Origin of the sequence: Cryobacterium sp. TMT1-66-1, assembly GCF_004403435.1 — a bacterium.
GTDB lineage: Bacteria > Actinomycetota > Actinomycetes > Actinomycetales > Microbacteriaceae > Cryobacterium > Cryobacterium flavum.
On the sequence record NZ_SOGP01000024.1, the window covers coordinates 1 to 23029 of the forward strand.

Here is a 23029-nt window from a genome sequence, read left to right on the forward strand (position 1 = left end):
GCGCTTGATCTCCTCGAGCTCTTCGCTCGTTGGACCGGTCCGTTCTCCCGCGTCGGATTGCGCCTGCCTGACCCACTTCCGCAACGTTTCCGGGCCGACATTGAGTTTGGGGGCCAGTTCGCGGCACGCGGCCCACATCGACGGATAATCCTTCACACGATCAACCGTCATACGAACCGCTCGCTCACGAACCTCATCTGGGTATTTCTTGGGCATAACCGAATCCTTTCACTAGAAAGAAAGCGGCAGGAAATCAGGGACGGTTCACCCCTACGTGATGCTCCTATAGTTGTCAATTGATATTTTGGGTTTCTTTTTGCTCATGGAGCCAGTCCCGGAATTGGTTAGCGAGGTTGTCGTCTCGACTGAGGCCTCGTTCAATTCGAGAAAGGGTGCCAGGCCAGGTGTTGAAGTGGCATGCAGCCTCGCGAAGGGTGATGTGGACTCCTGGCGCGCGGTGCGTAGGTCAGTGACTGTGGGCGCCGCTTGCGGGTTGGTGAGCTGACGGTAGAGCTCCCGGGAAACGTATCGTTTCAGGCAGCGCATGATTTCTTTCTTGGTCTTGCCTTGAGCCGTTCGTCGGGCCGCATATTCTCTCGTCCGGGAGTCTGTGGCGAGGCGTGACACGACGACGTGGTGGACTGCGGCGTTGGCTGCTCTGTCGCCGCCGCGGCTGAGCCTGTGCCGGCTCGTCTTGCCGGATGACGCTGGAATGGGGGCGACGCCGACAAGGGCCGCGAACTGCGCTTCAGTTGCGATGCGTTCAGGGTTATCACCGACGGTGACGAGGAGCTGGCTCGCTACTTCGATGCCAACACCGGGGACGTCCCGCAACAGCGGCGCGCAGTCCCTGAGGATCTCCGCCAGCGCTTTATCGGTGTCAAGAATCTCCCGCTCGAGAAATTGGTAGCGGGCGGCGAGTTTCTTCAAAGTCAGAGCCGTTACGTTGTCAGGGTCCGTGAGGTTTCCCATTGGACGGGAGCGCTCCAACGCCGGGATGAGTTGGGCGCTCGTCAAGGCGCGAAACCGGCTGCGCACTTGCTCGGGAGCGGAGACGAGGATTCCCTTGATCTGGTTGATTGAGATAGTGCGAGCCTTCATTGATGAGGTGCGAGCGGCGCGGAGGACGCGGAGGCATTCGACGGGGCCGTCCTTGCTTTTCGGCGTCGACGTGCCTCGTTCCGCCAGGACTGATTCCGCAGCCTGGTAGGCGTCCAAAGGATCCGATTTACCGCGTAGACGCCGCGCTTGACGGTTGGGTCGGTTGACCTCGTGAACGGGGAGTCCTGCTGTCCTTAGAACTCGACTCAGTTCGGCCCCATAACTGCCGGTTCCTTCGACGCCCACGCCGATGACCAGACCGAAGCGGGTGATGAAGGCGAGGATCTTCCGGTAACCGGACCCGACCGCCAGGAACTCTTCAGCAGCTAGGTGTTTGCCGTGCTCGTCGATCATGGCGACGTAGTGAGTATCGGAGTGCGTGTCGACGCCGACGATGACATTCGGTATCTCTGTTGCCATGATGAAATTGCCTTTCCTTCGCGTCCATCTGGGTAAATGATGAGCACGTTGGCCAGGTGGGCAGACAAGACGGTAATGGGAATTCGCTGCAGGCTCCTATAAAGTCATGTCCGCCTGGCCAGCGCACCTTGAGCAGCCTTGAGACCGCGGACAGATCACGTAAAAGACAGTCCTCGGAAGGACGTCAGTCAGGGTTAGGGTCACACAGCCTCAAGCCTCTTCCCATCATTNATCGGGTGAGGCCAGTAGCTAACAGCAAGTCCGCCGCATGACGTAGGGCGAGAACTAGGAAACCACCACCATGTCCAGCCCGTCTTTGATCGCCGTGCGCGACGATCTACCGCCACCTCAACCCTTAGCGCCAACCACCGTTCCATTACTGGTCAGACCCCGTGGATCAAGAACTGGGACCGTCACGCCGTGGTCTTCGACAAAGGCAACGGGCCTTCCGAGACTGCGACCTCACAGACGGACACTTGGCCCTTAGGCGGGACACCTACGATACCTGTGTGCCTCTGGCTATTGTTAACGCCGGGCCAAAACGGGGCCAATAGTGCCTTGAAAACAGGACCAATATCTGTGTTTTCAAATGGGCGATACTGGCCCTATTTTCGGTCGACGCTAACAGCTATCCCTCCGAACGGCGCAACGTACTAGTTCGTATCACCACGGCAAACGTCGTTAACGTCCACACTTATGCTCTTCCACCTTCTGTGGCATGAGCCTCAACCCCGAGGTAAGCTTCCTGAACCTCCGGAGATGTCCGCAACGTCGCTCTATCACCCGAGAATACGACCCTTCCGTGCTCCAGTACGTAACCATAATCTGCGGTTGAGAGGGCAAGTGAGGCGTTTTGCTCGACTAATAGCATCGTCACTCCTGTCTCGGCGATCGTACGAATGGTTTCGAATACAAGATCGGTTATCAACGGTGCGAGTCCCAACGATGGCTCGTCGAGAAGGATGATGCGCGGACGCAGCATCAGTGCTCGACCAATGGCGAGCATTTGCTGTTCACCGCCTGAGAGCGTTCCGCCGGATTGAGCTCGGCGCTCAGAAAGGCGTGGAAAGAGCTCGAATACATCTCGCAGTGCTTCAGCGCGTTTCGGTTTCGCCCTCTTGGATGAGCCGCCAACGAGTAGGTTGTCTTCGACGGTTAGGTTTGCGAATACTCGACGCCCCTCAGGGACGAGGGCTATGCCGAGTTCAGCAATAGCATATGGCGGCAGGCCGGTGATGGGCTCGCCGTCCAGGAAAACTGTTCCTCCCGCGGGCTTGAGATGCCCAGCGATAACTTTAAGGAGCGTAGATTTTCCTGCTCCATTCGAGCCAAGAATCCCTGTAACTTGACCGTCAGTGACGTCGAGTGAGATGCCGTGGAGCGCCGTCGCATCGCCGTAACGGGCCTGAATGTTCTCAACTGTTAGCATTGTGGTCCTTCTTTGGGACACCGATATAAGCTTCAACTACAGCAGGATTGTTCTGAACTTCTGTTGGTGTTCCATCCGCAATGAGTAGGCCATGGTTGAGAACGAGCACTCGCCTGCTGATACGCATAACGACTTTCAGCAGGTGCTCAACGAGCACCACAGTCACTCCTTCATCGGTGAGCTGGTGTATCAGCGCAACAGCGTCCTCCACCTCGCGAGGAGTAAGCCCTGTCATGACTTCGTCGAGTAGTAAGAGTGACGGCTCTGACGCGAGAGCTCGGGCCATTTCAAGCCTCTTTCGGTCGATTAGCGTGAGCTCCGCGGGCCTATTCTGTGCGCGGTCTTGCAGGCCGAGTCGTTCCAGGGCTTTGTAGGCGGCCGCTTTGGATGATTCGACTGATGAATGTTTCTGGAGCCCTCCGACGAGTACATTCTCGAGGGCCGTCATGGATGGGAAGAGGCGCACCTTTTGGAAAGTCCGGGAGATACCTACATTTGCGATCTGGTGGCTGGCGGAACTCGTCATGTCACGTCCAGCAACTATTCGCTTGCCAGAGTCAAGTTTTTGGACCCCCGTCATCAAGTCAAATAGCGTGCTCTTTCCGGCACCGTTGGGGCCGACGAGAGCGATGATTCCCCCCGCCTGAATATCGATCGTGACATCGCGAACTGCCTGGACTCCGCCAAAGGACTTCGACGCCATTTCCATGCTTATGAGTGATGGTTTCATCGTGTTATCACAGCCTCAGGCTTATTCATCGACTCAGTTTCATCTTCCTGAGATGTCGGTTTTCTCCGTTTTCCGGTCTTTTTTCTGAAGAGTCCAGATATGGACGCGACACCTCCAGGCAGCCACAGCGCGACCGCGACGAGCACGATGCCGTAGACAAGGGTGTCGGCACCGGCAAAGACGTCTTGAAGGGCATTATTTGCTGCTTCACCGATCGCGACGACGGCGATCCCGCCGACGACAGGCCCCCATAGCGTACCGATGCCGCCGAAGATCGCGCCAAGCGCCATCTCGACTGAACGATCGACGCCAAAGGCACTGCCAGGATCGATAAACAAGCCGTGTTGCGCCATAAGAGTTCCCGCGAAAGAAACCATCATCGCGCTGAGAACGAATGCCTGAATCTTGACTTGGTTGGTGTGAACACCAAGCGCTCGTGCGACCTGCTCATCGTCTCGAACCGATTTAAGTCGATACCCAAACGGCGACTTGATGATGAATGCCGCGATAATTACGTACACCAGCAGGAGCCCGAGAGCGACGTAGTAATAGTTGATTTGGTCGCGAAATTGCAGCATTCCGAATGACGGCTGGATGAGGGGAAGGCTGAGTCCCACGTCACCACCAGTGATGGATGAGACAGTGCGCGCAAGGTTGAGCAGGATGAGAGCGAAGACGAACGTGACGAGGGTGAAGTAGATTCCTCGCAGGTGGACCGTGATCGATCCCAATAGCAGTGCAAGTATGCCCGCCACAAGCATTCCGGCCAGTCCACCGATCCATGGGGAGATATTGAAGTTGATCAAGAGCAAGGAGCTGGTGTATCCCCCGACTCCGAAGAAAGCAGCGTGGCCGAACGAGAGTCGTCCTCCCAATCCGCCGACGATGTTCCATGCCACGGCTAGGGAGGCCACGATGAGGGCGGTAACTCCAATGCCCTGCAGGTAGGGCCCCCGAAGGAGCCAGAGAGGCAAAGTCGCAGCGACAACGAAAAAGAGAATCCCACCGATCGTGCCAGGCTTGAGAATCATGCTGTGATTTCCTTCCGTCCGAATAGTCCGTTAGGTCGGAAGATCAGTACGAGGATGAACAGAGTGAACAATCCGACGTCTTGCAAACCGACGGAGACGAACGCTGCGGTCAGCTGCTGAACTGTGCCGGCGATCAAACCGCCGATGAAGGCGCCCATGATATTTCCAAGGCCGCCGAGGACGACAGCGACGAAGGCGAGGACTAGGAATTCGTTCCCCAAGGTGGGCGAGGCGGGCTGGTAGGTTACGAGAACTCCACCGGCAACGAGGGCGATAGAGGTACCGATCCCAACAGCAATGATGTAAATCCGCTTGGACCTGACGCCGGACGATTCTGCGATCTCTGCGTCGTCGACCGTTGCGCGCATTTGGCGGCCAAAGTCGGTCCGTTTGAGGATGAATGTCAGGCCGATGGTGATGGCGATAGCAATCACGAATCCGACGACGTGTGCGGGTCGCAGGTAAATCCCACCGATATCGACGAGCTCACTACCCCAAGCGAACCCGGTGAGAGATCTTTGTCCCGGAGAAAAAACAACCTGCACAATGCTCTGGATGATGATGCCCAGACCGAGAGTGAGCAGGAGCTGCGGAAGCTCGCCTGCGTCACGAAGTCGCGCGAAGAGAACAGACTGTAGGACAGCGCCCAGCAGCAGACCGACCGGTACAACAATGAGAAGAGCCAGGAATGGGTTGATTCCCAGGGTTGTGTAGAGCATCAGTACTGTGTACATACCGAGCAATACGATGTTGCCGTGCGCGAAGTTAATGATTCGCATCACGCCGAACACGAGGCTGAGCCCCATAGCGATGAGTCCGTAAACGCCGCCGAGCAAGAGCCCTGTTAGAACTGTTTGAGCGAGGATTTCCATTGTGTCTGGTCCTTCAGTCAGAAGTAGACGGCACGGTGGGGGTGGCGGTGGGCTGCATTGATGCCTTGGCCCGCCACCCCGGGGCCAACTACTGCGGCTTGCTAGCTTGGACGTCGAGCGGCCACACGGTGCGCGTGACGCCCTCCTGCCACTGGATCATGATAGGAAACACGTCCTCGTTCAGGCCCTTCGTGTCGAAGCTGACTGTTCCAGCGGGCATGAATGATGCCGGACCCGAGGTGAAGTCTGTCTTGCGCAGCACCTCCGCGATCTTCTCCGGATCGGTGCTTGCGGCATCGTCGATGGCACCTGCAAGGATCCAGGCTGCAACGTAGGATTCACCCGCTTCCTGGGGCATGAACTTGGTGTCATACTCCTGCGTGTACCGCGTACTGATGTCTTCTAGGCCGTCATAGGGCATGTCCCAGTTCCAGCCGGCTTGGCTCAGAATTCCATCGACGTTGTCGCCGAGCAGCTTTCCAAAATCGGGAGAGAGGATTCCGCCACCGCCCAGTCCGACGATCGGTCCCTCGTAATCGAGGCTCCGGAGCGTATTCACGATAGTTACCGCGGCCCCCGTAGGACCGCCGAGGAATATGACGTCGGGATCAGCGCGCAGCGCTTCAAGAACAATCACCGTTGCATCGCTGAGTGCCTGAGGGTAAAACGCCTGGCTGACAACGTCGAGTCCAGCGCTTTCAGCTTCGGCAATCGCGGCTCTTCCTTGAGCTTCGATTGACGCGTCGTCCGAGGCCAGAACCGAGACCTTCTGCAGGGTGATTCCAATCTCAGCGTATGCATCCTGGACATACGGCACGATGGATTGGCCGAGTGCCGTCGCTGTAGGTGGGAGTTGAAAGAAGTAGCTATAGTCGCGGTCGGTCAGCGTGTCGGCGTAGGACTGACTCAGGATTGGCACGCCGGCCTTTTCCGCTTCGGTGGAGGCCGTGATGGTAAATGCCGATACATAGGAGCCAATAAGGGCGCTGACGTTTTCCTGTTCAATCAGACGCCGTGTGACGGTGGCAGCCTGGCCGGGATCATCCGAACTGGTGTCAGCCTGAACGCCCTTAAGCTTCAAGCCGTCGAGAGACTTGATTCCACCTGCGGCGTTGATGTCCTCAATCGCGAGCATCGCTCCGTTGAGCGCGTTTTGCCCGCCGTCGGCCCATGCCCCGGTCAGCGGATGCGGAAGACCAATGTTGATAGTGTCGCCACTGTTTCCGGAGGTCTGTCCGCTGCAGCCGACAACTGTAAGTAATACTGCTATAGCCGTTGAGGCAAGTAGTACGCGCTTTCGGTGCTCAAAACGAGAGCCGTTGGTGTGTCTGATCATGTGTATACATCCCCCTTGATGGCGCTGGTCAACTTTGTCCAGTCACATGTTTCGGATACTCGAAGTTGCAATCCGACTACCCGAATGTAACTTCCCTCCGGAGAACGCAACAAGGAAATTCCGCAGCCTCGAATGTTCAGATAAGAGCTGTCGATTTCAGCAGCCAGAAAAATGTGGCGGACGCTTGCCTAGAAAAGCTTCAACGCCCTCGATGTAGTCGCTGGATTCAAAGAGATCGTTTCGAAGTGCCGTCGTGTAATCGTCGTCTCGGACCTGCCCCGCTCGGACTAGTCCAATGATTTCTTTCGTTGCACGGAGTGACATGGGCGCGCGCTTGGAAATCTCGACGGCGAGTTCATAGGTCACCTTTTCCAACTCTTCAGGCGGGTGAACTTCGTTGACCAAACCATTCCAAAGGGCTCGCTCCGCGCTTACTCGGCGGCCGGAGAACAGGAGATAACTCGCCTCCGCAGGTCCTGCCAGATCCATGAGGCGTTTCGTGGATTCGAGGCTGTATGCAAACCCAAGCCGCGCAGGGGTGATACCGAAGGCAGCAGCTGTATCAGCCAGCCGAAGATCGCAACTGAGAGCCAGGCCACATCCTCCGCCAATGCAAAAACCATGCACCATGGCGATTGTGGGTGCGTGGAAGTTACTGATGGCCCTTTCCGCTTCGGCCACGGCTAAGTTATATAGGCGCGCACCTTCGGCTCCCGCTCGCACCGTGGTGAATTCCGTGATATCAGCTCCCGCTGAAAAAGCCCGCAAACCACACCCTCGAATCACGAGTGAAGAAACTGTACGGTCAATCTCAAGTCGAGACAACATTTCAGGAATCTGATGGTACATGTCCAACGACAGGGCGTTATGTCTTTCGGGCCGGTTCAATGTAAGTGTGGCAACCGGACCGACAACGTCCAGTCGTAGGTGGTCGATTTTCGTCCTCACGGGTGCGGCTTTCCTAGGAATGGGGTTAGCCGACTCTGCCATGCCGCGGGGATGGGTATGGTGCTGTGCGGCGGATGACCGGGAGCACCGGAGCGACCTTCTCTCTGCTCCATGGCATCGGGAAGTTCTTCGTCGAAGCGTTCAATGGGCAAGTCGTGAGTTATCGCTAGCTCGACCAGCTCGTGGGCCGTCAGTCCGCCGATTGTTTGGTCGAGGCGATGACGAATCGTTTGGGCGTGGCGCCGTCGGTCGGAATACTTCTCCAGCGCCTCATCGTGTTTCCAATCGGACCAGCCGACGGCCTGACACAGACGCATCCACATGGTGTCCTCGAGGATGGCGATGATCATAGTTATGCCGTCTAGGGTGACTACGGTTCCGTAAGTCGGTTCCAGTGACGTAACGGCATCGGGCTTAATTCCTGCCCATGCGATGGCCGAGTCCAGCATGCTGCTGTCAATGTATCCACCCGCACCGCGATGATAGGCGGCGACGATGGTGAGTGCCGCCGTGGTGGCAGTTGCCAGGTCGACCCACGGCACACCGATCCGATCGAGTTGGGCTCCCGGCGGTAATGCGCCGGCGATTGCCTGCAAGGAGATATCGTGAGTGGGGCGAGTCGCGCGTGGCCCTTCCTGGCCGAAGCCCGAGATTGAGCAGTAGACGATGTTGGCCTTATATTTGGTCAGCGTCACGTAGTCACACCCGAGCCGGCGTGTGACACCCGGGCGGTATCCCTCGACGAAGACGTCCGCACCGGCAATGAGGGAGTAGAGTGCGAGCTTGGAGTGATCCTCCTTGAGGTTCAGGAAATACGTCACCTTGCCGGCGTTGACATTGGCGAACATCTTTGGATCAAGGTGCCGGGCCGCGTCACCCTGAGGTGGTTCTATCTTCACCACGGTGGCTCCCAGCGCGGCAAGAAGTTGTGTCGCGTACGGTCCGGGCAGCTGCTGGCTCAGATCCAGCACGCGCATGCCGTGTAAGGGTGCATCGGGGCTACTTGTCGGCTTCGGCCAAGTAGGTGAGAGGCCCATCTACACCACAGCCAGTGGATTGAGGGGGCTGCCGGTAGATCCCTGTAGACCAATAGGTGCTAGAACTAGCAGGAATGTCCCTATGCCGGTGCCCGCAAGCTCCCTTAGGTCGAGGTTCTCGATCAGGGGTACACCAAATTTGTGGAGCAGCCTGAGATGGACGGGGAAGGTGGCTCCGCCGGGGTCGGGTTGCACCTCCACGGCATAGTTGTCGGCGCCAACGTACGCGACGTCTCTCTCGGCAAGCCATTGAGCACCATCATCTGACAGCCCTGGCTCTAAAGCGAAGTATTCGTCACTGAAACCAGTCGAGTCCCACCAGCCTGTCCGAAGCAACACCGCATCGCCGGGAGATGGCGTTACATTGGCTCGTCGGTACGCCTCCACCAATTCAACCGATCCGATCGGTGTTGAGGATGGAAGACCCGAACCAGTCGCGGCGACAAAATCAAGGAGTACACCTCGAGTCACACAGGGTTGGAGCTTGTCCGCACCCAACTTCTTCGCGCCCGTCGTCGATCGAACATTAGCCGACGAATGTCCGTTGAAGAGTTCATCCCCCTCCCACACATGAGCGAGGGCATCCATATGCGTGCCGCTGTGAGTGGACAGCTGAACCGTGTCCTCGGCGAAACGGAAACCCCCTGGCGACCGGGCGCCAAGGGCATAATCCCCGGCATCCCTGTCCATGAATCGCGACCCCCTATTGCGGTGCCCTGGCACGCCAGCTGCTGGGCCGAGGGGCTGCGCGAGAGAAATAACCCGGCCTTGATTCACCAAACCGACAGCATCGCGTACTTTTGCGTGGTCAATGAGATTGGGTGCACCGATCTCATCGAGATCACCCCATCGTCCCCAGTTATCTCCTATATTTTCGCGCATGTTCTGATTTCCCCCTGAGTTTGGATCGATCGGATTATCGTTCGACGAGAAGTGACTCGACGATGGCGGTCGCAGATCCGATGAGATCTTTTCTCACCATCTTGCCGGTCGGCGTGTGCGGAAGCTCAGACACGATCTTCACCGCCCACGGCACTTTGTATCCCGCAATCGAACCCTTACAGAAGCTTCGTATGTCTTCGGCCGTCGTTTTTTCGCCGCTATGAAGCACCACGAATGCGATAGGCACTTCGCCCCGGCCCGGGTGGGGGGCTCCGACCACCGCGACTTCGTCGACGGAGGGGCTGCTCTCAATGAAGGCTTCGACTTCCGCAGGAGAAACGTTGATACCTGAGGTCTTGATCATGTCTGTATGCCGGCTCAGGAACTGAACGGTACCGTCTGGCCGGATGAGCCCCGCATCGCCGGTGCGATACCAGCCATCGGCAGTGATTGCGGCCTCGGTCGCTTCTGCGTTGTCGACATATCCCTCAGTCACTCGGCCTCGGATCTGCAACTCACCGTCATCCCCCATTGGAACAACTTCCCCCGTCTGCAGATCAACAACGCGCACTTCTACGCCCTGCAGAGGTGGACCCTGTGTAGTGATCCGCTCATCCAACGACATCGTGTGAGGGGTGACACAGCAATTGCCATAGACCTCCGTTGAACCGTAGACATTGCAGATTTCACCGATTCCGAGGTCCACGGCGACCCGTTTTACCTCGTCCGGCCGGCCAATAACCAAGCCTGTTCGCAGTGAATCGATTGCTCGAATCCGTTCGCCAACTTCCTCTGCCAGGACCAACGACAGGCTAGGAAGCAGATAGGCAGCAGTACATCGCTCGTCAGCAAGAAGTGTCGCTGCTTCGTCAGCAGAAAAATGTTCCTGCAGGACGAGACAGGCACCGTGGGTCAGCGTCGCCATCGTGGCGTTGGCACCGCCGAAACTCCAGAAAAGAGGTGAACTCAACCACACGCGGTCCTCACCAGTCAACCCCATCCGAGTTCCTATGGCATAGCCGTTCTCAATAAGATGCCGATGCCGCAACGGAACCGCTTTGGGCCGCTGGGTTGTTCCAGATGTGTACATAACCAACGCGGCTTCTGTTCCGATAGCAGCATTCGGTGGGACAGGCCAATCTTCGGCACGGGTAATCAAATCATCAAATGATTGCCCCCCAGCTGGCATTGGCGTTTCAGCGAAATCACCACCAAGAACGATCAAATGCGTCAAGTCTGGGAACTGCGCGCTCATGACCTCTCCGGGCGAAGAATCCCAAAACTCCGGAACCAGCTGTCGGAGCTGGCCCAACATATCCGTTGATCGAACAGACGGCACCATTATGAGCAGCTGAGTGCTAGATGCTTCCATGAGCTGTTGGAGATCCCAGGACAGAACCCAGGTATTGAACGTGTCTAGGGACACGCCGAGACGCAACGACGCGAACGCGGCAACGAGCCATTCCTCCGTGTTGGTCCCCAAGAGCGCCACTCTCGACTCAGCCGTAATGCCAAGGTTCTGGAGCACCGCTGCGAATCGCCCAACACGGTCTGAAAACTCTCGGTAAGTCAGACGGGTTGTGCCGGCGACGAGCGCTGGAGCGTCCGGGTGAATTGAAGCTTGAAAGTCCAGCAGCTCCGGCAGCGTCTGACAAGTCGGTGGGAGGTGATTTTCGAGCCAGGGGATCGGTCCAACAATGCTGTCAGGAACCTGCAAGGACATCGATACGGGATTCATGGAACGACTACCGCTCTTCCTGTGTAAGACCGTGAACGCAGTGCGGCGAATGCCTTGGGTAGGTCATTCAACGCAAATACACGCGACGCGATCGGGTGGATGGACCCCGAGGCGACGAGGTCGACGACCTCGACCAGATCCTCTCGGGTGGCGTGGGCAGATCCGATGATCTGGAGTTCTTTGACGATGCTCAGCCCGGGGTCGAGCGCAAGTACTTCTGGCCGGACGTTTCCGACCAGAACTAAACGACCGCCGGGAGCCAGCGAACGAAGGCTTGTGGCGAAAAGCGGAGCCCCCGTGATTTCGATGGCTGCATCGACGCCACGAAGTCGCCCAAGTCTTGCAGCGACTTCCCGGATCTTCCCGACCGTCGGGTCCACGATGACTTCCGTCGCGCCAGCTTGCATCAATGCCTCGGTGGAAGCCTCGCGGGAAGTCGTCGCGATAACGCGCAGACCAAAATGCTTGGCCAGCTGGACTGTATGCAGGCCCACGCCACCGCTCGCACCTGTCACGAGAACTACGTCAGATTCCTCCAACTTCGCGGCACGCAGCGCTCTTAACCCCGTGCCCACACCGCAGGAAAGAAACGCAGCCGTAACGCCGTCAATATTGTCTGGAATCGCAACGGCATTGCGCGGGTCAGCCAGGACAAATTCGGCGAAACCACCCTGAATATCATCACCATAGAAGCCCGGACCAGACCGGCACTGTGACGTGTGCTTAGCGATGCAATCGGCGCACTCACCGCAGGACCGACGCTGCACCAACGCGACTCTCGTACCCAGCCATGCTGTCAGGTCGGGTGATCCCACGGATTCAACGGTGCCGGAGATCTCATGGCCGAGCACCGCGCCATTTTCAGCTGATAGGAGACCGCTAGCTGCGAGGAGATCATGTCCGCAGACCCCGCACGCCGTCACTCGAATGAGAAGCTCACCTGAGGTCGGCGTGGGGACAGGGATCTGTGTCGAAACGAACTGCGCCGGGGAACAAAGGCTCATAACACGCATTGTGTTCCCGGCCGTGCCATCGACTATTGGTGCCCCCAACACAGTCGCGCGAGCAATCATTCACTAACTGGCTGGGCCAGTTCGAACCAGTAGTCAGCGGCCGTTCCGGTGGGCTCTTCTGCAAACCGCACCACAATGGGTGTGCCGATCGCAATCGCCTTGATCGCAGCGGCCTGGTCTGCCAGATCAACACCACGCACGTATCCCACGAGTGCCGTGTCGGCACCGTCAAGTGTGGCGTAAGCGATGGCGTAGGGAGGTGCAGGAAGGCCCTTGAACGGCTCGTACACGAAGGTCGACATCTCAATGGTGCCCGTGTTTCCGACCTCGACCCACTCACCTGTTTTGGAGTGGGTCCGGTCATCGTAGGAACGCGCAGGTACGAGCACCCGACCATCCACTGATCGTCGACCGAGGATCTTGCCCTCGGCCAGTCCTTGCATGAAGCGGGATGCCGTCTCACCCAGTGCGTGGTGGTATTCCAAGTCCCAGGTCTGCTCGGTGAAGACAGGGCCTTCGGCGATCGCGGTGGCCGTCTGTCCGGGGTTGGTCGTGTCACTCATCGTTAGATCTCCTCTAGATCGGTGCTGAGCACCATTGTTGAATAAAATTGGTGGTCACCACCGATGGCGCTCACCACCGCAACTCGCGCGTTGGGAACCTGATGCCCACCGGCGCGACCCCGGACCTGGTTAGCAGCCTCGCCAACGCGGATAGTGCCCGTCACCGCAATGGGGTTGGTGCAGAGTGTCCCTCCTGAGGGATTCACTATGACGCCATCACTCCCCAGAGCAAACTTGCCGTCGGCAAGCGCTGCGGGCGCTTGGCCCTTAGCGGCAAATCCCGCGGCTTCGATTACGTGCAGCTCGACGCTCGAGAACGGTGCATACATCTCCGCAACGTCGATCTGGGTCTTTGGATCGGTCACTCCGGCCTGCGCATAGGCGATCTGAAACGCTACCGCGAGGGAATCCGCATCGGCGTGATCTCCTACAGCGCTAGACCCGACACGGTCACCCATCCAAAATGTCTCCGTATTTTGGCCGATGCCTCGGATCCATGCCGGCTTGAGTCCATGAGCCTTGGCGTACCGCTCGGAGACAAGCACGACACCAGCCGCTCCGGTCGATGCGGGACATGCGTCGCCGAGCTTGATCGGCCACGCAAGTGTGCGGCTTGCCAACACCTCGTCAACCGTGATCGGCTGCCGGAGGTGGGCGTGAGGGTTCAGGGCGGCATGGGTGCGATTTTTCACAGCAACTCGCGCCATGTCCAATTCGGTGCTGTTGTACTTGGACATGTAGCGTTGCGCCGACAACGCGAGCATCGTGATCGTATTCAAAGGGACTGTTCGTTCGTAGCCGACATCCCACATCTTATTTAGAACTGACTGCGCTGATCCCGATTCGGAGACTCGATCGGCGCCCGCAACGAGAATGACGTCGAACATGCCCGAGGCGATGTGGGTCCACGCAGCCAGCACTGCGCTCATGCCCGTAGCACCTCCGTTGTTGACACGGATAAATGGTTTGCCCGTCACTCCGAGTGCATCGATGACCCAGCGTTCGCCGTTATTGACGCCGATCAAGGCATCAGGCGCAAGCGGATACACCACCGCATCCACATCTTCAATACCAATACCCGCGTCCTCAAGTGTGCGATCGGCCCCTTCCTTCACCAGCTCAGGAAAAGTAACGTCCGTGCGTTTGGTGACGAAATGCGACTGCCCAAATCCGGCTATTCCAACATTGATCATGCTTTTCCTCCTTTGGAGTTACTGAAAACGATCACAGTTGCACCTTGGCCGGCGAAGCCATTGAATCCAATGCCTGCAGTGAGCCTTAGCCCGTCGGCTGGCAGTGATTCAGGACGAATCGCTTCGATTGCAGCAACCATGCGGCTCAGACCAGCCACATATGGTGATGTAGGTCGCTCACAGAGCGGTCCCGATAAGTTGACACCGGTGGACTCCTTTAAATGGAGTGCGTGTTGTACTGCACGAACCTCGTACTCACTGTTACCAGCGATCTCGACCGCGTCCCAGTGATCGGGGGTCGCCTGCGGATTACGGTCGAAAATCTGTTCAGCAGCTGAGTTAAGCGAGCTGAGATCACCAAGGTTTCGGGTACCTATCTCATAACTCGTGGTCGACCAACCGGCGTCGACGACCCAGGCCAGTTCCGAACCGGGGGAAAATTCTCCATCAACAGCTAGGACGAGGGCGTGGACCGAGTCTCCGCGAGCTGGCAGATCTTCGCGGCGGAGCGGCCATGCGACGAATTCTTGGGATGAGTCGGGAACATTGTCAGCGGACAGCCACGTAGATGCTTGCAACGCCGCCGCGATCGTGTTGTTCATTCCCGTTGGGCGGAGCAGATACGGTTCGGCCTCCATCAACTCCACCCGATCGGGGTCTGCTGATTCACTGGGTTTGGCCCAGCCGACCACCAGGACGTTCTTGCCTTGCCCGGCACGAAGTCGTAAATACCCGTAGGCAAGTGCATGGTCCGCGGACGAAGCGATCATGGTTGTATCGTGACCGACACCACCTGCGGGCCCTGCCGTCGCCATAATCGAGATGACGCGGCCATCGAGCTGATCGTTACCGCTGATCACGATGCCATCTAGGTCTTGCGCTGTCAGGCCGACGGAATTCAGTGCCGCGGTGGTGGTGTCGAAAATCATTTCTTCGAGGCTTCGTGAGGATTCGAAGTCCACGAGAGAGCTGCTCATCGAGATAACGGCAATGTCGGGTCTCAAAATTGTTTCATCGAGGGTAAGGGGTGGCACAGGAACAGCCTTTCTCTAGCGGAACTGAGGTGTGTAGGCGCCGTCGTAAATCGGCGGGCCAATGTGGTCAATGATTTGCAACGGGCGAGCGTCGGCGGACCTAAGCCCGAGGATCTGTTCTTCGATTACGGCGGAGGTTCGCTGCAGTTCGACTGCAAGCTCAGCAAGCCGGTCGTCGTTGACTTCGCTACGAAGGGCGGAGATGTGTGCAATACCAACAATCCGACCGTTCGCCCAAATCGGGGTGGCGATTCCGACGATGCCTAATACAGCTTCTTCACGGGAAATGCTGAAGCCGTTGGACCTGATCCGGTCCAGTTCCTCGGTGAGCGACTGGCGGTCGATATGAGTACGCGGCGTGAGTGCTTTCAGGTTTCCTGAGAAGGTCTCTTGCCGGAATTCCAGATCGTAGGCAGCGAGCAGCTTGCCGACGGCTGTTGCATGGCGGTACAGGGGGAGTCCAATAGGGATGTCTATCTTGATTCCCCGACGTCCACGGAATCTTGCGGCGTACACAACGTCATTGCCTGTCTGAATCGCTAGATAGACGTCAAAGCCAATGCGGGCTGCGAGTTTCTGCAGCTCTACAGTTGCGGCGTTTACTATGTTGAGTCGTTCCTGCACTCGCAACGACAGCCGCAAAGTTGCTGGGCCAACGTCATAACCGTGGGTAGTCACGGACGCCATCCCACCTTTGACCATGGCCTTCAGCAGGTCGTGAGTGCTGCTCATAGGCAGAGACAGCGCGTTGCTCATTTCAGTGACTGTCTGGGGGCCATCAGTCGCGAGCCTGCCCAGAACATCAAATATTCGCCTAAGTCGTGCATTTTCCACGTCGCGTCCTTTCCGACTGTACGGTTTAAAACTGCCGCTCTACCGGCGGCCAAAGGCTGCCTCAACACTGAGTAAGGTTCGATTCCTCGGAAATCTTTTCCGAACGTCTGAATTCAAACGAACAAGGCCAGCAATCGCAACGATTCTTCGAGATCCCGAACATCCGTACCGGCAGCGAAGTCAGCGAACGTAGCGTGGAATCATATGTTGTGGTCAGACAAGGATGGTTGCTATGAACAAAGCGGAACTAAAAAAAGATCTATTCAACGAGTTCGCGTTTGTCGTTGCCGACGCGGTAAGGCTGGGTGTCACGAATCCATTACCGGTGCGCCGCACTGCGGAAATATCCGCAACTGGTGACAAGATCAGTGCACTCCAATGGGGCGTGGCTAATCCAGAGATTGCTTTCCTCCACGGAGCTGGCTTGAATGCCCACTCGTGGGACTCAACAGCGCTCGTTCTGGGCCAGGCGGCAGTCGCACTGGACCTCCCAGGGCACGGCGAATCCGAGTGGCGGGACGACGCCGATTACACCCCGCCAACCATCGCGCCATCGCTGGCATCCGTTATACCAAAATTCAGTTCGAGCGTTCGGATATTGGTCGGGCAGTCACTCGGCGGCCTAGCGGCGATCCCGGTCGCAAGTCAGCTGCGCAGCCAGCTCTCGCACTTGGTGATCGTGGATGTCACACCCAGTTTCCAATCAAAGTCGTCATTTATTAGCCCTGTCAGCGCATTCATTGCCGGCCCAAAAAGCTACGCCTCGCATGCAGAAGTGATTGACCGTGCGATCGAGTTTGGAATCGGCAACAATGCCGCTGATCTTGAACGGGGCGTCATGCTCAATACGAGGGTGCGTGAGGACGGCCGCATCATCTTTAAGCACCATCTGGCATCTCTGCCAGCCGGTGCCCACCGCAATTTCGATGGAGAAGCGCTCTGGCCGATTCTGGCCGAACTCGACATCGATGTCCTATTGGTCTGCGGAACCCGCGGGATTCTGGACGCGGAAGCTATCGAGGATTTCTCTCGACATATTCCCTCGGGAACCGTAGTGACACTTGACGCAGGTCACAACGTTCAGCGCGATGCGCCGACCGAACTAGCCGCATTGATCCAATGTTTCAGTGGGATGCGCTGACGCTTGTTGGCGATCAGGGCCCCTGGACGAATCAAGTGGATGGTTCACTTGCGGAATGACAGTGTCGCAGAAGTAGCTCATGTGAGTTGTGCGCACTGACTAAACCGGACAAAAAACTCCTAGTGGTTATAAATTCTGAACCTTGATCCCTGGTCAAGAATCCCTCAGGCAGGCCAAAAAGCATCGCGATCGAGGCCGTCACGGATAGCTGCGGCACCGTGACTATCAAGCAGATGCTCGAGCGTCACTTAGCGAGTGGTGCGCTCGAGCATCGTTGACAGCTGACTGATTCAACGCCCCATGATGAAATCGTCCGCCTCCTCATCGGTCAGATGTTGCTGAAAAGAATGTGACAGCTTGCCCCGGTGAGCAATGAATGCGCAGTTTCTCGTCCATCAAGTTGCACAGGTGCTCAAGGAGTCTCACCTTCGAGGCTGTGCGTCAGAGCCGCCGGCCAGGCGGTACAGGTCATCGCACTGGGCTCGTAGGCACCATATTCAAACCGCCCCGGCGCCGTTGCTCGCTAGCCGTCGGGGTGACCTCGGTGCGTTCAAAAAAGACTTAGTGTCGACAATTTAGATGTCTCAAGGTATTCGGCATGTCTTCCAGTCGCCCAAATACGCAGTGTTTCAGCATTTTTTTGGAGTGATTTATTCGAAATAGGGATTGCATTTTTTCAAACAGTTGCACTAGTGTCGACACAATAAACGATGCCCTCAAAGCCGAGGAGACAGAGAGGCAAGGTGCCCAAAAAGCGGGAAGAGTTTGTCTGACAGCTTCATATCGAAATCAGCACCAATGATGGATAGCGAATTGAATGTCGAGAGGCCCGCCTCTCTCTCTCTCAAAATGGTGACTGGAATTGGCGTGCCCGCCGAAATTCATTCAGGCTGCTTCTCCGTCTGCAACGTTCTTAGCATGGCGGAACACCAGCGGTGGTTGGAGCGCTGGCTCTAAGCCGTGCTGAGACGTAGCGCACCCACAAACATCACTTCAAGCGTCGAACTTGACGCATCGGCCCATGCGAATTCAACGATCAAGGACGGTGCCGCAATAGTGAGTGCAGAACGTAATTTAGTCATTCCAGAAGAAACGATCACGGATCCAATCATCCGTATAACGGGTGTCAACAAGCACTATGGAAATCTCCACGTCCTTAAGGACATAAACTTCAGCGTTTCAAGGGGTGAAGTGGTGGTGGTTCTCGGACCATCTGGTTCGGGAAAATCAACGCTATGTCGGATCATCAACCGATTAGAGACCATAGACACCGGGGTAGTAACCCTAGAAGGTCATGAACTTCCGGTTGAAGGGAAAGCCCTCGCAAGACATCGAGCAGTTGTTGGAATGGTCTTCCAGAACTTTAACCTCTTCGCGCATATGACCGTCCTCGAAAACGTGATTTTGGCTCCGGTTCGCGTGAGGCATATTTCGAAGGAAGAAGCCAGGAAGAGCGCACTTAGATTGCTTACCCGGGTGGGTGTGGCGGATCAGGCCGACAAGCTCCCCGCCCAGCTATCCGGCGGACAACAGCAGCGAGTTGCTATTGCCCGGTCGCTTGCCATGCAACCACGCGTGATGCTCTTTGACGAACCGACCTCGGCACTCGACCCAGAAATGGTAAATGAGGTCTTGGACGTCATGACATCTCTGGCGCAAGAGGGCATGACCATGATCTGTGTGACTCACGAAATGGGATTCGCGCGCAAGGTCGCCGATCGAATCGTATTCATGTCAGACGGTCAAATCGTGGAGCAGGGAAAGCCGGAAGAGTTTTTTCGAAACCCCAAAACTGATAGGGCAAAAGATTTCATTTCCAAGGTATTCACTCACGAACAGTAAAGGAATTGCGATGAAGATAGGCAAGAATATTTTTTCAATTGGAGCGCTTATGTCGATCCTTGTGCTCGCCGGATGCTCGGCGACCGACGCCGGTGCTGATGTCCCGGTAGCCAGTTACCCGGTAGCTGAGAATCCAGTCTTTAACGAGGGCACAACGATGGCCAAACTCGCAGAAAATGGTTCGATACGGGTCGGAGTTAAAGCAGATCTTCCTGGCTTCGGCCTAAAAGGACTTGACGGAACTCTGAACGGCGTCGATATCGATCTAGCCAAGATGATTGCCGCAAAACTTGGGATCACAGCGGACACGATCGAATTCATTGAAACGCCATCGAAATTTCGTGAGGAAAACATCCTGACGGGCAAGGTGGACATGATTGTTGCTACTTATGTGATCAACGATGCGCGCGAGGAACGGGTGGCTTTCGCCGGCCCTTACTATCCCGGTGGTTCTGGGCTCATGGTACGCGCAGACTCAGATATCACTGGAATTGAGGATTTGAACAACCCGAACATGAAAGTGTGCACGGGAATCGGTTCTATCGAAAGCCAGTTCATTCAACCATTTCTTGCCGATTCTGCCGAGCAGATTGTGGAGTTCGATTCCCACACGAAATGTACTGAGGCTCTAAAAAACGGCCAAGTCGATGTCATGGCGATGACTGACGCAACGCTTCTAGGGCTTGATGCCGAGAATCCAGGACTTTACAAGATCGTCGGCGAGAACTTTCATGAGGCAAATTTCGGCGTCGGAATCCAACATGGAGACACCGAATTCTGTCAATTCATTGAAGATGTCATCGTTGAGGCGTTTGACAGTGGTGCCTACGAGGAGGCCTGGCTGCGAGCCGGCCTGAGCTCTGAGAAAGTGCCCGAGCTTCCTGAACAGATGCCTTGTAAGTGACATAGGGATTTGGCATGAGTGCGATATTCGATAACTTCGACTATTTCCTCAGCGGTTGGCTTGGAACACTTCAAATTTGTGCAATTGCGGTGGTAGGAGCCTTGTCGCTAGGGATTCTGATTGCCGCCGCTCGAGTATCTCCTGTGCCTGTTCTTGAGAAATTGGCCAGGAGTTACTTGGTGATATTCCTCAATTGCCCATTCGCACTGGTTTTGTTCTTCATCGCTTTTGGTTTGCCCGAAATTGGACTTAACGGATCATATTTCACGTTTGGCGTTGCCGGACTCACACTGTACACAGGCGCGTTCATGGCTGAAGCGATCCGCAGTGGAATCAACTCCGTATCTGTGGGACAGGCCGAAGCAGCGAGATCTTTGGGGATGGGGCCTCGGGACAGCCTTACCTTCGTGATCATTCCACAAGCACTGCGTTCCAGCGTGCCTCCGATGACAAATGTAATTGCTCAGATGATTAAGGGCTCAGCGATCGTAGGTGCGTTCGGAGTCGGTGGCGACCTTTTCAAAGTTGCAGACGATTTGATAGCAGCTCGAGGGCTACCGGCAATCCCCATTCTGCTCGGTGTCATTGCTGGCTATCTCCTCATGATCATGCCAGTGAGCGCCCTATTAGGCGCCTTAGAACGAAAGGTGGCGATAGCCCGGTGACTGCAACGACCAATGTGCTGTTTGACACTCTTGGCCCGCGAGCAAGCAGGCGATCGTTGATTGCGTCCGTGGTAATCGGCGTCACAGTGGCAACGATCTTGTCCGTTGTCCTGTATCGGCTAGTTCAAGCGGGACAATTCACGGAAGCAAAGCTCGGTCCATTTTTCAATCCAACTAATGAAGATTTCATGGTCACGTGGCAGTTCCTGGGCCACGGACTGCTTAACACGCTGATCGTGGCGACGCTTGCGCTGGTTCTGTCTTTAGCAGCAGGGACTTTCTTAGCTGTTTGCAGGGTTTCAGCGGCTCCTTGGTACAGGTGGATAATCGTCACGGTGATAGAAGTTCTCCGTGCCGTGCCCGTGGTGTTGCTTATTTATGCCGTGTCCAGGATTCTTCCCGTCATCAACGCACCTTTGTCTCTCATGTGGTACTTAATAATTGGGATTGTGCTTTACAGCAGCGTGGCAATTGCGGAAATCATCCGAAGTGGTATTTCAGCGCTGCCAAAGGGCCAAACCGAGGCAGCCCTTTCACTCGGACTATCGAATTTCGATCTCCTCCGGTTGGTCGTTCTACCGCAAGCGTTTAAGTTGATGTTGCCAGCTCTGATTAGCCAGCTTGTCATTGTCCTAAAAGAAACGTCTTTGGGTTTCGTTATCTCCTTTGAAGAGCTTCTACGTCGAGGGCAGATGGCCATTCAGACCTTGCACAATCCGCTTCAAATGTACTTTGTGATCGGTCTGATATACGTCATCATCAACCTGGCGATCACCCGTATCGCCCGCGAAGCTGAAAGCCGAATCCTAAATAAGACGCATCGCTCCAAGAAAGGATTTAGGCGAGCATCACCGGTCCCTTCGATGAATGTTTCGGAGCACGTCAGCTGACAAAGCTGTCACACTGTGAACGCCAACTGAAAACGGGGCCAATAGTGCCGGCGGTTTCAAGTGCTCGTTGCAACACTCACTACTTCCCCGATTTGCGACGACCAAGCGCTACTCGCCACCACTAGCGCTCCCGGTTACGGATTACGCGGTGGAGAAGGTGAAAAGGGGCCTGCTTGCGCAAGATCTTCCCGGCTCCGCCGGGGAGTCTTTGGCGGCGACTCAGGCTTCCTCGAGGTCGAGTCCCTGGAAGTACTGCGCGCGGATACACTGTTCGTAGGCGTGTTCGGCAATCGCGCGGGGTTGCGACGATCACTTGAAACCGCCGGCACTATTGGCCCTGTTTGGGTTCGGCGTTAACACGCCCTCGCCAGCCGGCGCTGCGACGTACTCTTCGCGATGCTCCGCGACAGCACATTCTACGAGACCAGACACGTCCTTGCCGCTTGACAAGAACATAGGGGCACCCCCCGGCTCCCTCGGAAGTCAATACTTGCTTTACTAGAAGTGCTGCCGCGAGAGAAAGCGAGAACTACCGCGGGCGACTACAGGAATTTGAAAGTTATCGACTTGCGCCGTTCCAATCACGCTGGGCCAGCCGACGTTCAAAATACGACTCAACTGGATACCAACCAAGCAGGGCACCACCATCTACATCAAGGGCTGTTCCCACGACGAAATCAACAAGATCCGACGAGTACATCAGAATGAGTTTGGCTTGGTCCTCAGGAGTTGAAATCCTGCCATTCGGAATGTCGGCGCGACGCGACGCGATGATTTCCTCTCCAGACATCGCTTGGAGCATCGGGGTCATCACGGGTCCTGGACACACTGCGTTAACGCGAACACCAACCGGTGCAACCTCATAAGCAAGGTGCTTTGTGAAACCAATGAGTCCGTACTTGCTTGAAGTGTAAGCAGCCGATGCATTGTAGCTCAGCCGCTTGCCGGCAACAGACGCCACGTTAACAATGCGCCCATACTTCTTCTCGGCAAAGTACGGCAAGACCTCACGACAGGTCGTAAAGACTCCGCTCAGGTTGACGTCGAGTACCCGCTTCCATTCCTGACTCGAAGTCTCTTCCACAATGCGCGTCGAGGTGATCCCCGCGCAATTGACGAGGATCTCGATACCCGGACCAAATTCATTCGAGTACTTCATCAATTCGGCAACGCTCCGGTCGTCGGTGACATCCACGGCGAAGGACGTTACCAGCCCTCGGCCCCCATCGATAACACGGGCTTTTTCATCCGCCTCGCGGCCATTTGTATCGGCGATTACCACCCGCGCGCCGGAAGCGGCGAATGCAGCAACCACTGCTAGCCCGATACCTCCCGCTCCACCCGTTACAATTGCGGTCTTACCCGAGAAATCGAAGCGCACTCCTGGCGCGATCTCCGAAGGTCCAGATCTAAGCGACATTGACGT

The 23029-nt window shown here is 56.4% G+C and carries 23 protein-coding genes; 6 read left to right on the forward strand and 17 right to left on the reverse strand.

Annotated elements, in window-relative coordinates; genetic code table 11:
• From E3T29_RS18535 to E3T29_RS20800, 10 genes are all read right to left on the reverse strand, one after another.
• The coding region (locus E3T29_RS18535) for a transposase (protein ID WP_166792472.1) at positions 1-216 on the reverse strand (216 nt) is incomplete at its 3' end.
• Positions 217-270: 54 nt separating this feature from the next.
• Positions 271-1455, reverse strand: a complete 1185-nt coding sequence (locus E3T29_RS18540) for an IS110 family transposase (RefSeq protein WP_241987907.1) — start codon at positions 1453-1455, stop codon at positions 271-273.
• Between the two features lie 760 nt (positions 1456-2215).
• On the reverse strand, positions 2216-2950 hold the full coding sequence (locus E3T29_RS18545; protein WP_134346965.1) for an ABC transporter ATP-binding protein: 735 nt from the start codon (positions 2948-2950) through the stop codon (positions 2216-2218).
• Positions 2937-3680, reverse strand: coding sequence for an ABC transporter ATP-binding protein (locus tag E3T29_RS18550; RefSeq protein WP_134346966.1), 744 nt, complete (start codon positions 3678-3680; stop codon positions 2937-2939). Before E3T29_RS18550 ends, E3T29_RS18545 begins: the two co-directional genes overlap by 14 nt.
• Positions 3677-4711, reverse strand: a complete 1035-nt coding sequence (locus E3T29_RS18555) for a branched-chain amino acid ABC transporter permease (protein ID WP_134346967.1) — start codon at positions 4709-4711, stop codon at positions 3677-3679. The genes E3T29_RS18550 and E3T29_RS18555 overlap by 4 nt, the downstream gene beginning before the upstream one ends.
• The gene (locus E3T29_RS18560; protein ID WP_134346968.1) at positions 4708-5583 is read right to left on the reverse strand and encodes a branched-chain amino acid ABC transporter permease; all 876 of its coding nucleotides are present in this window, start codon (positions 5581-5583) and stop codon (positions 4708-4710) included. Before E3T29_RS18560 ends, E3T29_RS18555 begins: the two co-directional genes overlap by 4 nt.
• 88 nt (positions 5584-5671) lie before the next feature.
• Positions 5672-6919: an ABC transporter substrate-binding protein gene (locus tag E3T29_RS18565; RefSeq protein WP_134346969.1), complete on the reverse strand. Its 1248-nt coding sequence runs from the start codon at positions 6917-6919 to the stop codon at positions 5672-5674.
• A 156-nt stretch (positions 6920-7075) separates the two neighbouring features.
• On the reverse strand, positions 7076-7867 hold the full coding sequence (locus E3T29_RS18570) for an enoyl-CoA hydratase-related protein (protein WP_198417793.1): 792 nt from the start codon (positions 7865-7867) through the stop codon (positions 7076-7078).
• Positions 7864-8844: a CaiB/BaiF CoA-transferase family protein gene (locus E3T29_RS18575; RefSeq protein WP_166789791.1), complete on the reverse strand. Its 981-nt coding sequence runs from the start codon at positions 8842-8844 to the stop codon at positions 7864-7866. The genes E3T29_RS18570 and E3T29_RS18575 overlap by 4 nt, the downstream gene beginning before the upstream one ends.
• Before the next feature lie 60 nt (positions 8845-8904).
• Entirely contained in the window at positions 8905-9594 is a 690-nt protein-coding gene (locus tag E3T29_RS20800) for a cyclase family protein (protein WP_370449205.1), read from the reverse strand.
• On the opposite strand from E3T29_RS20800, the gene E3T29_RS20420 reads away from it, so the two are divergent.
• Positions 9475-9804 (forward strand): hypothetical protein, encoded by a 330-nt coding sequence (locus tag E3T29_RS20420; protein WP_241987908.1) that lies wholly within the window; start codon positions 9475-9477, stop codon positions 9802-9804. The genes E3T29_RS20800 and E3T29_RS20420 overlap by 120 nt on opposite strands.
• Before the next feature lie 16 nt (positions 9805-9820).
• On the opposite strand, the gene E3T29_RS18585 is transcribed toward E3T29_RS20420, so the two are convergent.
• The 6 genes from E3T29_RS18585 to E3T29_RS18610 are packed head-to-tail and all read right to left on the reverse strand — an operon-like array spanning position 9821 to position 16161.
• Positions 9821-11524, reverse strand: a complete 1704-nt coding sequence (locus E3T29_RS18585; protein ID WP_198417794.1) for a class I adenylate-forming enzyme family protein — start codon at positions 11522-11524, stop codon at positions 9821-9823.
• Positions 11521-12597, reverse strand: coding sequence for a zinc-binding dehydrogenase (locus tag E3T29_RS18590; RefSeq protein WP_370449203.1), 1077 nt, complete (start codon positions 12595-12597; stop codon positions 11521-11523). The genes E3T29_RS18585 and E3T29_RS18590 overlap by 4 nt, the downstream gene beginning before the upstream one ends.
• Complete coding sequence (locus E3T29_RS18595) at positions 12594-13100, reverse strand: Zn-ribbon domain-containing OB-fold protein (RefSeq protein WP_134346974.1); 507 nt, start codon at positions 13098-13100, stop codon at positions 12594-12596. The genes E3T29_RS18590 and E3T29_RS18595 overlap by 4 nt, the downstream gene beginning before the upstream one ends.
• A 2-nt stretch (positions 13101-13102) precedes the next feature.
• Positions 13103-14293, reverse strand: a complete 1191-nt coding sequence (locus E3T29_RS18600; protein ID WP_134346975.1) for a thiolase family protein — start codon at positions 14291-14293, stop codon at positions 13103-13105.
• Entirely contained in the window at positions 14290-15327 is a 1038-nt protein-coding gene (locus E3T29_RS18605) for a hypothetical protein (RefSeq protein WP_134346976.1), read from the reverse strand. Before E3T29_RS18605 ends, E3T29_RS18600 begins: the two co-directional genes overlap by 4 nt.
• 15 nt (positions 15328-15342) lie before the next feature.
• A complete protein-coding gene (locus tag E3T29_RS18610; RefSeq protein ID WP_134346977.1) occupies positions 15343-16161 on the reverse strand; it encodes an IclR family transcriptional regulator in 819 nt (272 codons plus the stop codon).
• A gap of 232 nt (positions 16162-16393) precedes the next feature.
• On the opposite strand from E3T29_RS18610, the gene E3T29_RS18615 reads away from it, so the two are divergent.
• The 5 genes from E3T29_RS18615 (at position 16394) to E3T29_RS18635 (ending at position 21603) form a co-directional block, all read left to right on the forward strand.
• Positions 16394-17302, forward strand: coding sequence for an alpha/beta fold hydrolase (locus tag E3T29_RS18615; protein ID WP_166789790.1), 909 nt, complete (start codon positions 16394-16396; stop codon positions 17300-17302).
• 1080 nt (positions 17303-18382) lie between these two features.
• Complete coding sequence (locus tag E3T29_RS18620; RefSeq protein ID WP_370449206.1) at positions 18383-19144, forward strand: amino acid ABC transporter ATP-binding protein; 762 nt, start codon at positions 18383-18385, stop codon at positions 19142-19144.
• 10 nt (positions 19145-19154) lie between these two features.
• Positions 19155-20048, forward strand: coding sequence for a transporter substrate-binding domain-containing protein (locus tag E3T29_RS18625; RefSeq protein ID WP_134346979.1), 894 nt, complete (start codon positions 19155-19157; stop codon positions 20046-20048).
• 14 nt (positions 20049-20062) lie between these two features.
• Complete coding sequence (locus E3T29_RS18630) at positions 20063-20713, forward strand: amino acid ABC transporter permease (RefSeq protein WP_134346980.1); 651 nt, start codon at positions 20063-20065, stop codon at positions 20711-20713.
• Positions 20710-21603 (forward strand): amino acid ABC transporter permease, encoded by an 894-nt coding sequence (locus E3T29_RS18635; protein ID WP_134346981.1) that lies wholly within the window; start codon positions 20710-20712, stop codon positions 21601-21603. Before E3T29_RS18630 ends, E3T29_RS18635 begins: the two co-directional genes overlap by 4 nt.
• A 559-nt stretch (positions 21604-22162) precedes the next feature.
• Here the strand turns inward: E3T29_RS18635 and E3T29_RS18640 are convergent.
• The gene (locus tag E3T29_RS18640) at positions 22163-23023 is read right to left on the reverse strand and encodes an SDR family NAD(P)-dependent oxidoreductase (RefSeq protein WP_134346982.1); all 861 of its coding nucleotides are present in this window, start codon (positions 23021-23023) and stop codon (positions 22163-22165) included.
• Positions 23024-23029 lie beyond the last annotated feature (6 nt).

Excerpts from the sequence above, each read along its gene's own strand:
- E3T29_RS18630 (WP_134346980.1), top strand. The coding sequence starts at position 20,063 with ATGAGTGCGATATTCGATAACTTCGACTATTTCCTCAGCGGTTGGCTT.
- E3T29_RS20420 (WP_241987908.1), top strand. The coding sequence starts at position 9,475 with ATGAGCGAGGGCATCCATATGCGTGCCGCTGTGAGTGGACAGCTGAAC.
- E3T29_RS18600 (WP_134346975.1), bottom strand. The coding sequence starts at position 14,293 with ATGATCAATGTTGGAATAGCCGGATTTGGGCAGTCGCATTTCGTCACC.
- E3T29_RS18640 (WP_134346982.1), bottom strand. The coding sequence starts at position 23,023 with ATGTCGCTTAGATCTGGACCTTCGGAGATCGCGCCAGGAGTGCGCTTC.
- E3T29_RS18575 (WP_166789791.1), bottom strand. The coding sequence starts at position 8,844 with ATGCGCGTGCTGGATCTGAGCCAGCAGCTGCCCGGACCGTACGCGACA.
- E3T29_RS18545 (WP_134346965.1), bottom strand. The coding sequence starts at position 2,950 with ATGCTAACAGTTGAGAACATTCAGGCCCGTTACGGCGATGCGACGGCG.
- E3T29_RS18625 (WP_134346979.1), top strand. The coding sequence starts at position 19,155 with ATGAAGATAGGCAAGAATATTTTTTCAATTGGAGCGCTTATGTCGATC.
- E3T29_RS18565 (WP_134346969.1), bottom strand. The coding sequence starts at position 6,919 with ATGATCAGACACACCAACGGCTCTCGTTTTGAGCACCGAAAGCGCGTA.
- E3T29_RS18595 (WP_134346974.1), bottom strand. The coding sequence starts at position 13,100 with ATGAGTGACACGACCAACCCCGGACAGACGGCCACCGCGATCGCCGAA.
- E3T29_RS20800 (WP_370449205.1), bottom strand. The coding sequence starts at position 9,594 with ATGGACAGGGATGCCGGGGATTATGCCCTTGGCGCCCGGTCGCCAGGG.
- E3T29_RS18560 (WP_134346968.1), bottom strand. The coding sequence starts at position 5,583 with ATGGAAATCCTCGCTCAAACAGTTCTAACAGGGCTCTTGCTCGGCGGC.
- E3T29_RS18540 (WP_241987907.1), bottom strand. The coding sequence starts at position 1,455 with ATGATCGACGAGCACGGCAAACACCTAGCTGCTGAAGAGTTCCTGGCG.
- E3T29_RS18550 (WP_134346966.1), bottom strand. The coding sequence starts at position 3,680 with ATGAAACCATCACTCATAAGCATGGAAATGGCGTCGAAGTCCTTTGGC.
- E3T29_RS18585 (WP_198417794.1), bottom strand. The coding sequence starts at position 11,524 with ATGAATCCCGTATCGATGTCCTTGCAGGTTCCTGACAGCATTGTTGGA.
- E3T29_RS18590 (WP_370449203.1), bottom strand. The coding sequence starts at position 12,597 with ATGATTGCTCGCGCGACTGTGTTGGGGGCACCAATAGTCGATGGCACG.
- E3T29_RS18555 (WP_134346967.1), bottom strand. The coding sequence starts at position 4,711 with ATGATTCTCAAGCCTGGCACGATCGGTGGGATTCTCTTTTTCGTTGTC.
- E3T29_RS18615 (WP_166789790.1), top strand. The coding sequence starts at position 16,394 with ATGAACAAAGCGGAACTAAAAAAAGATCTATTCAACGAGTTCGCGTTT.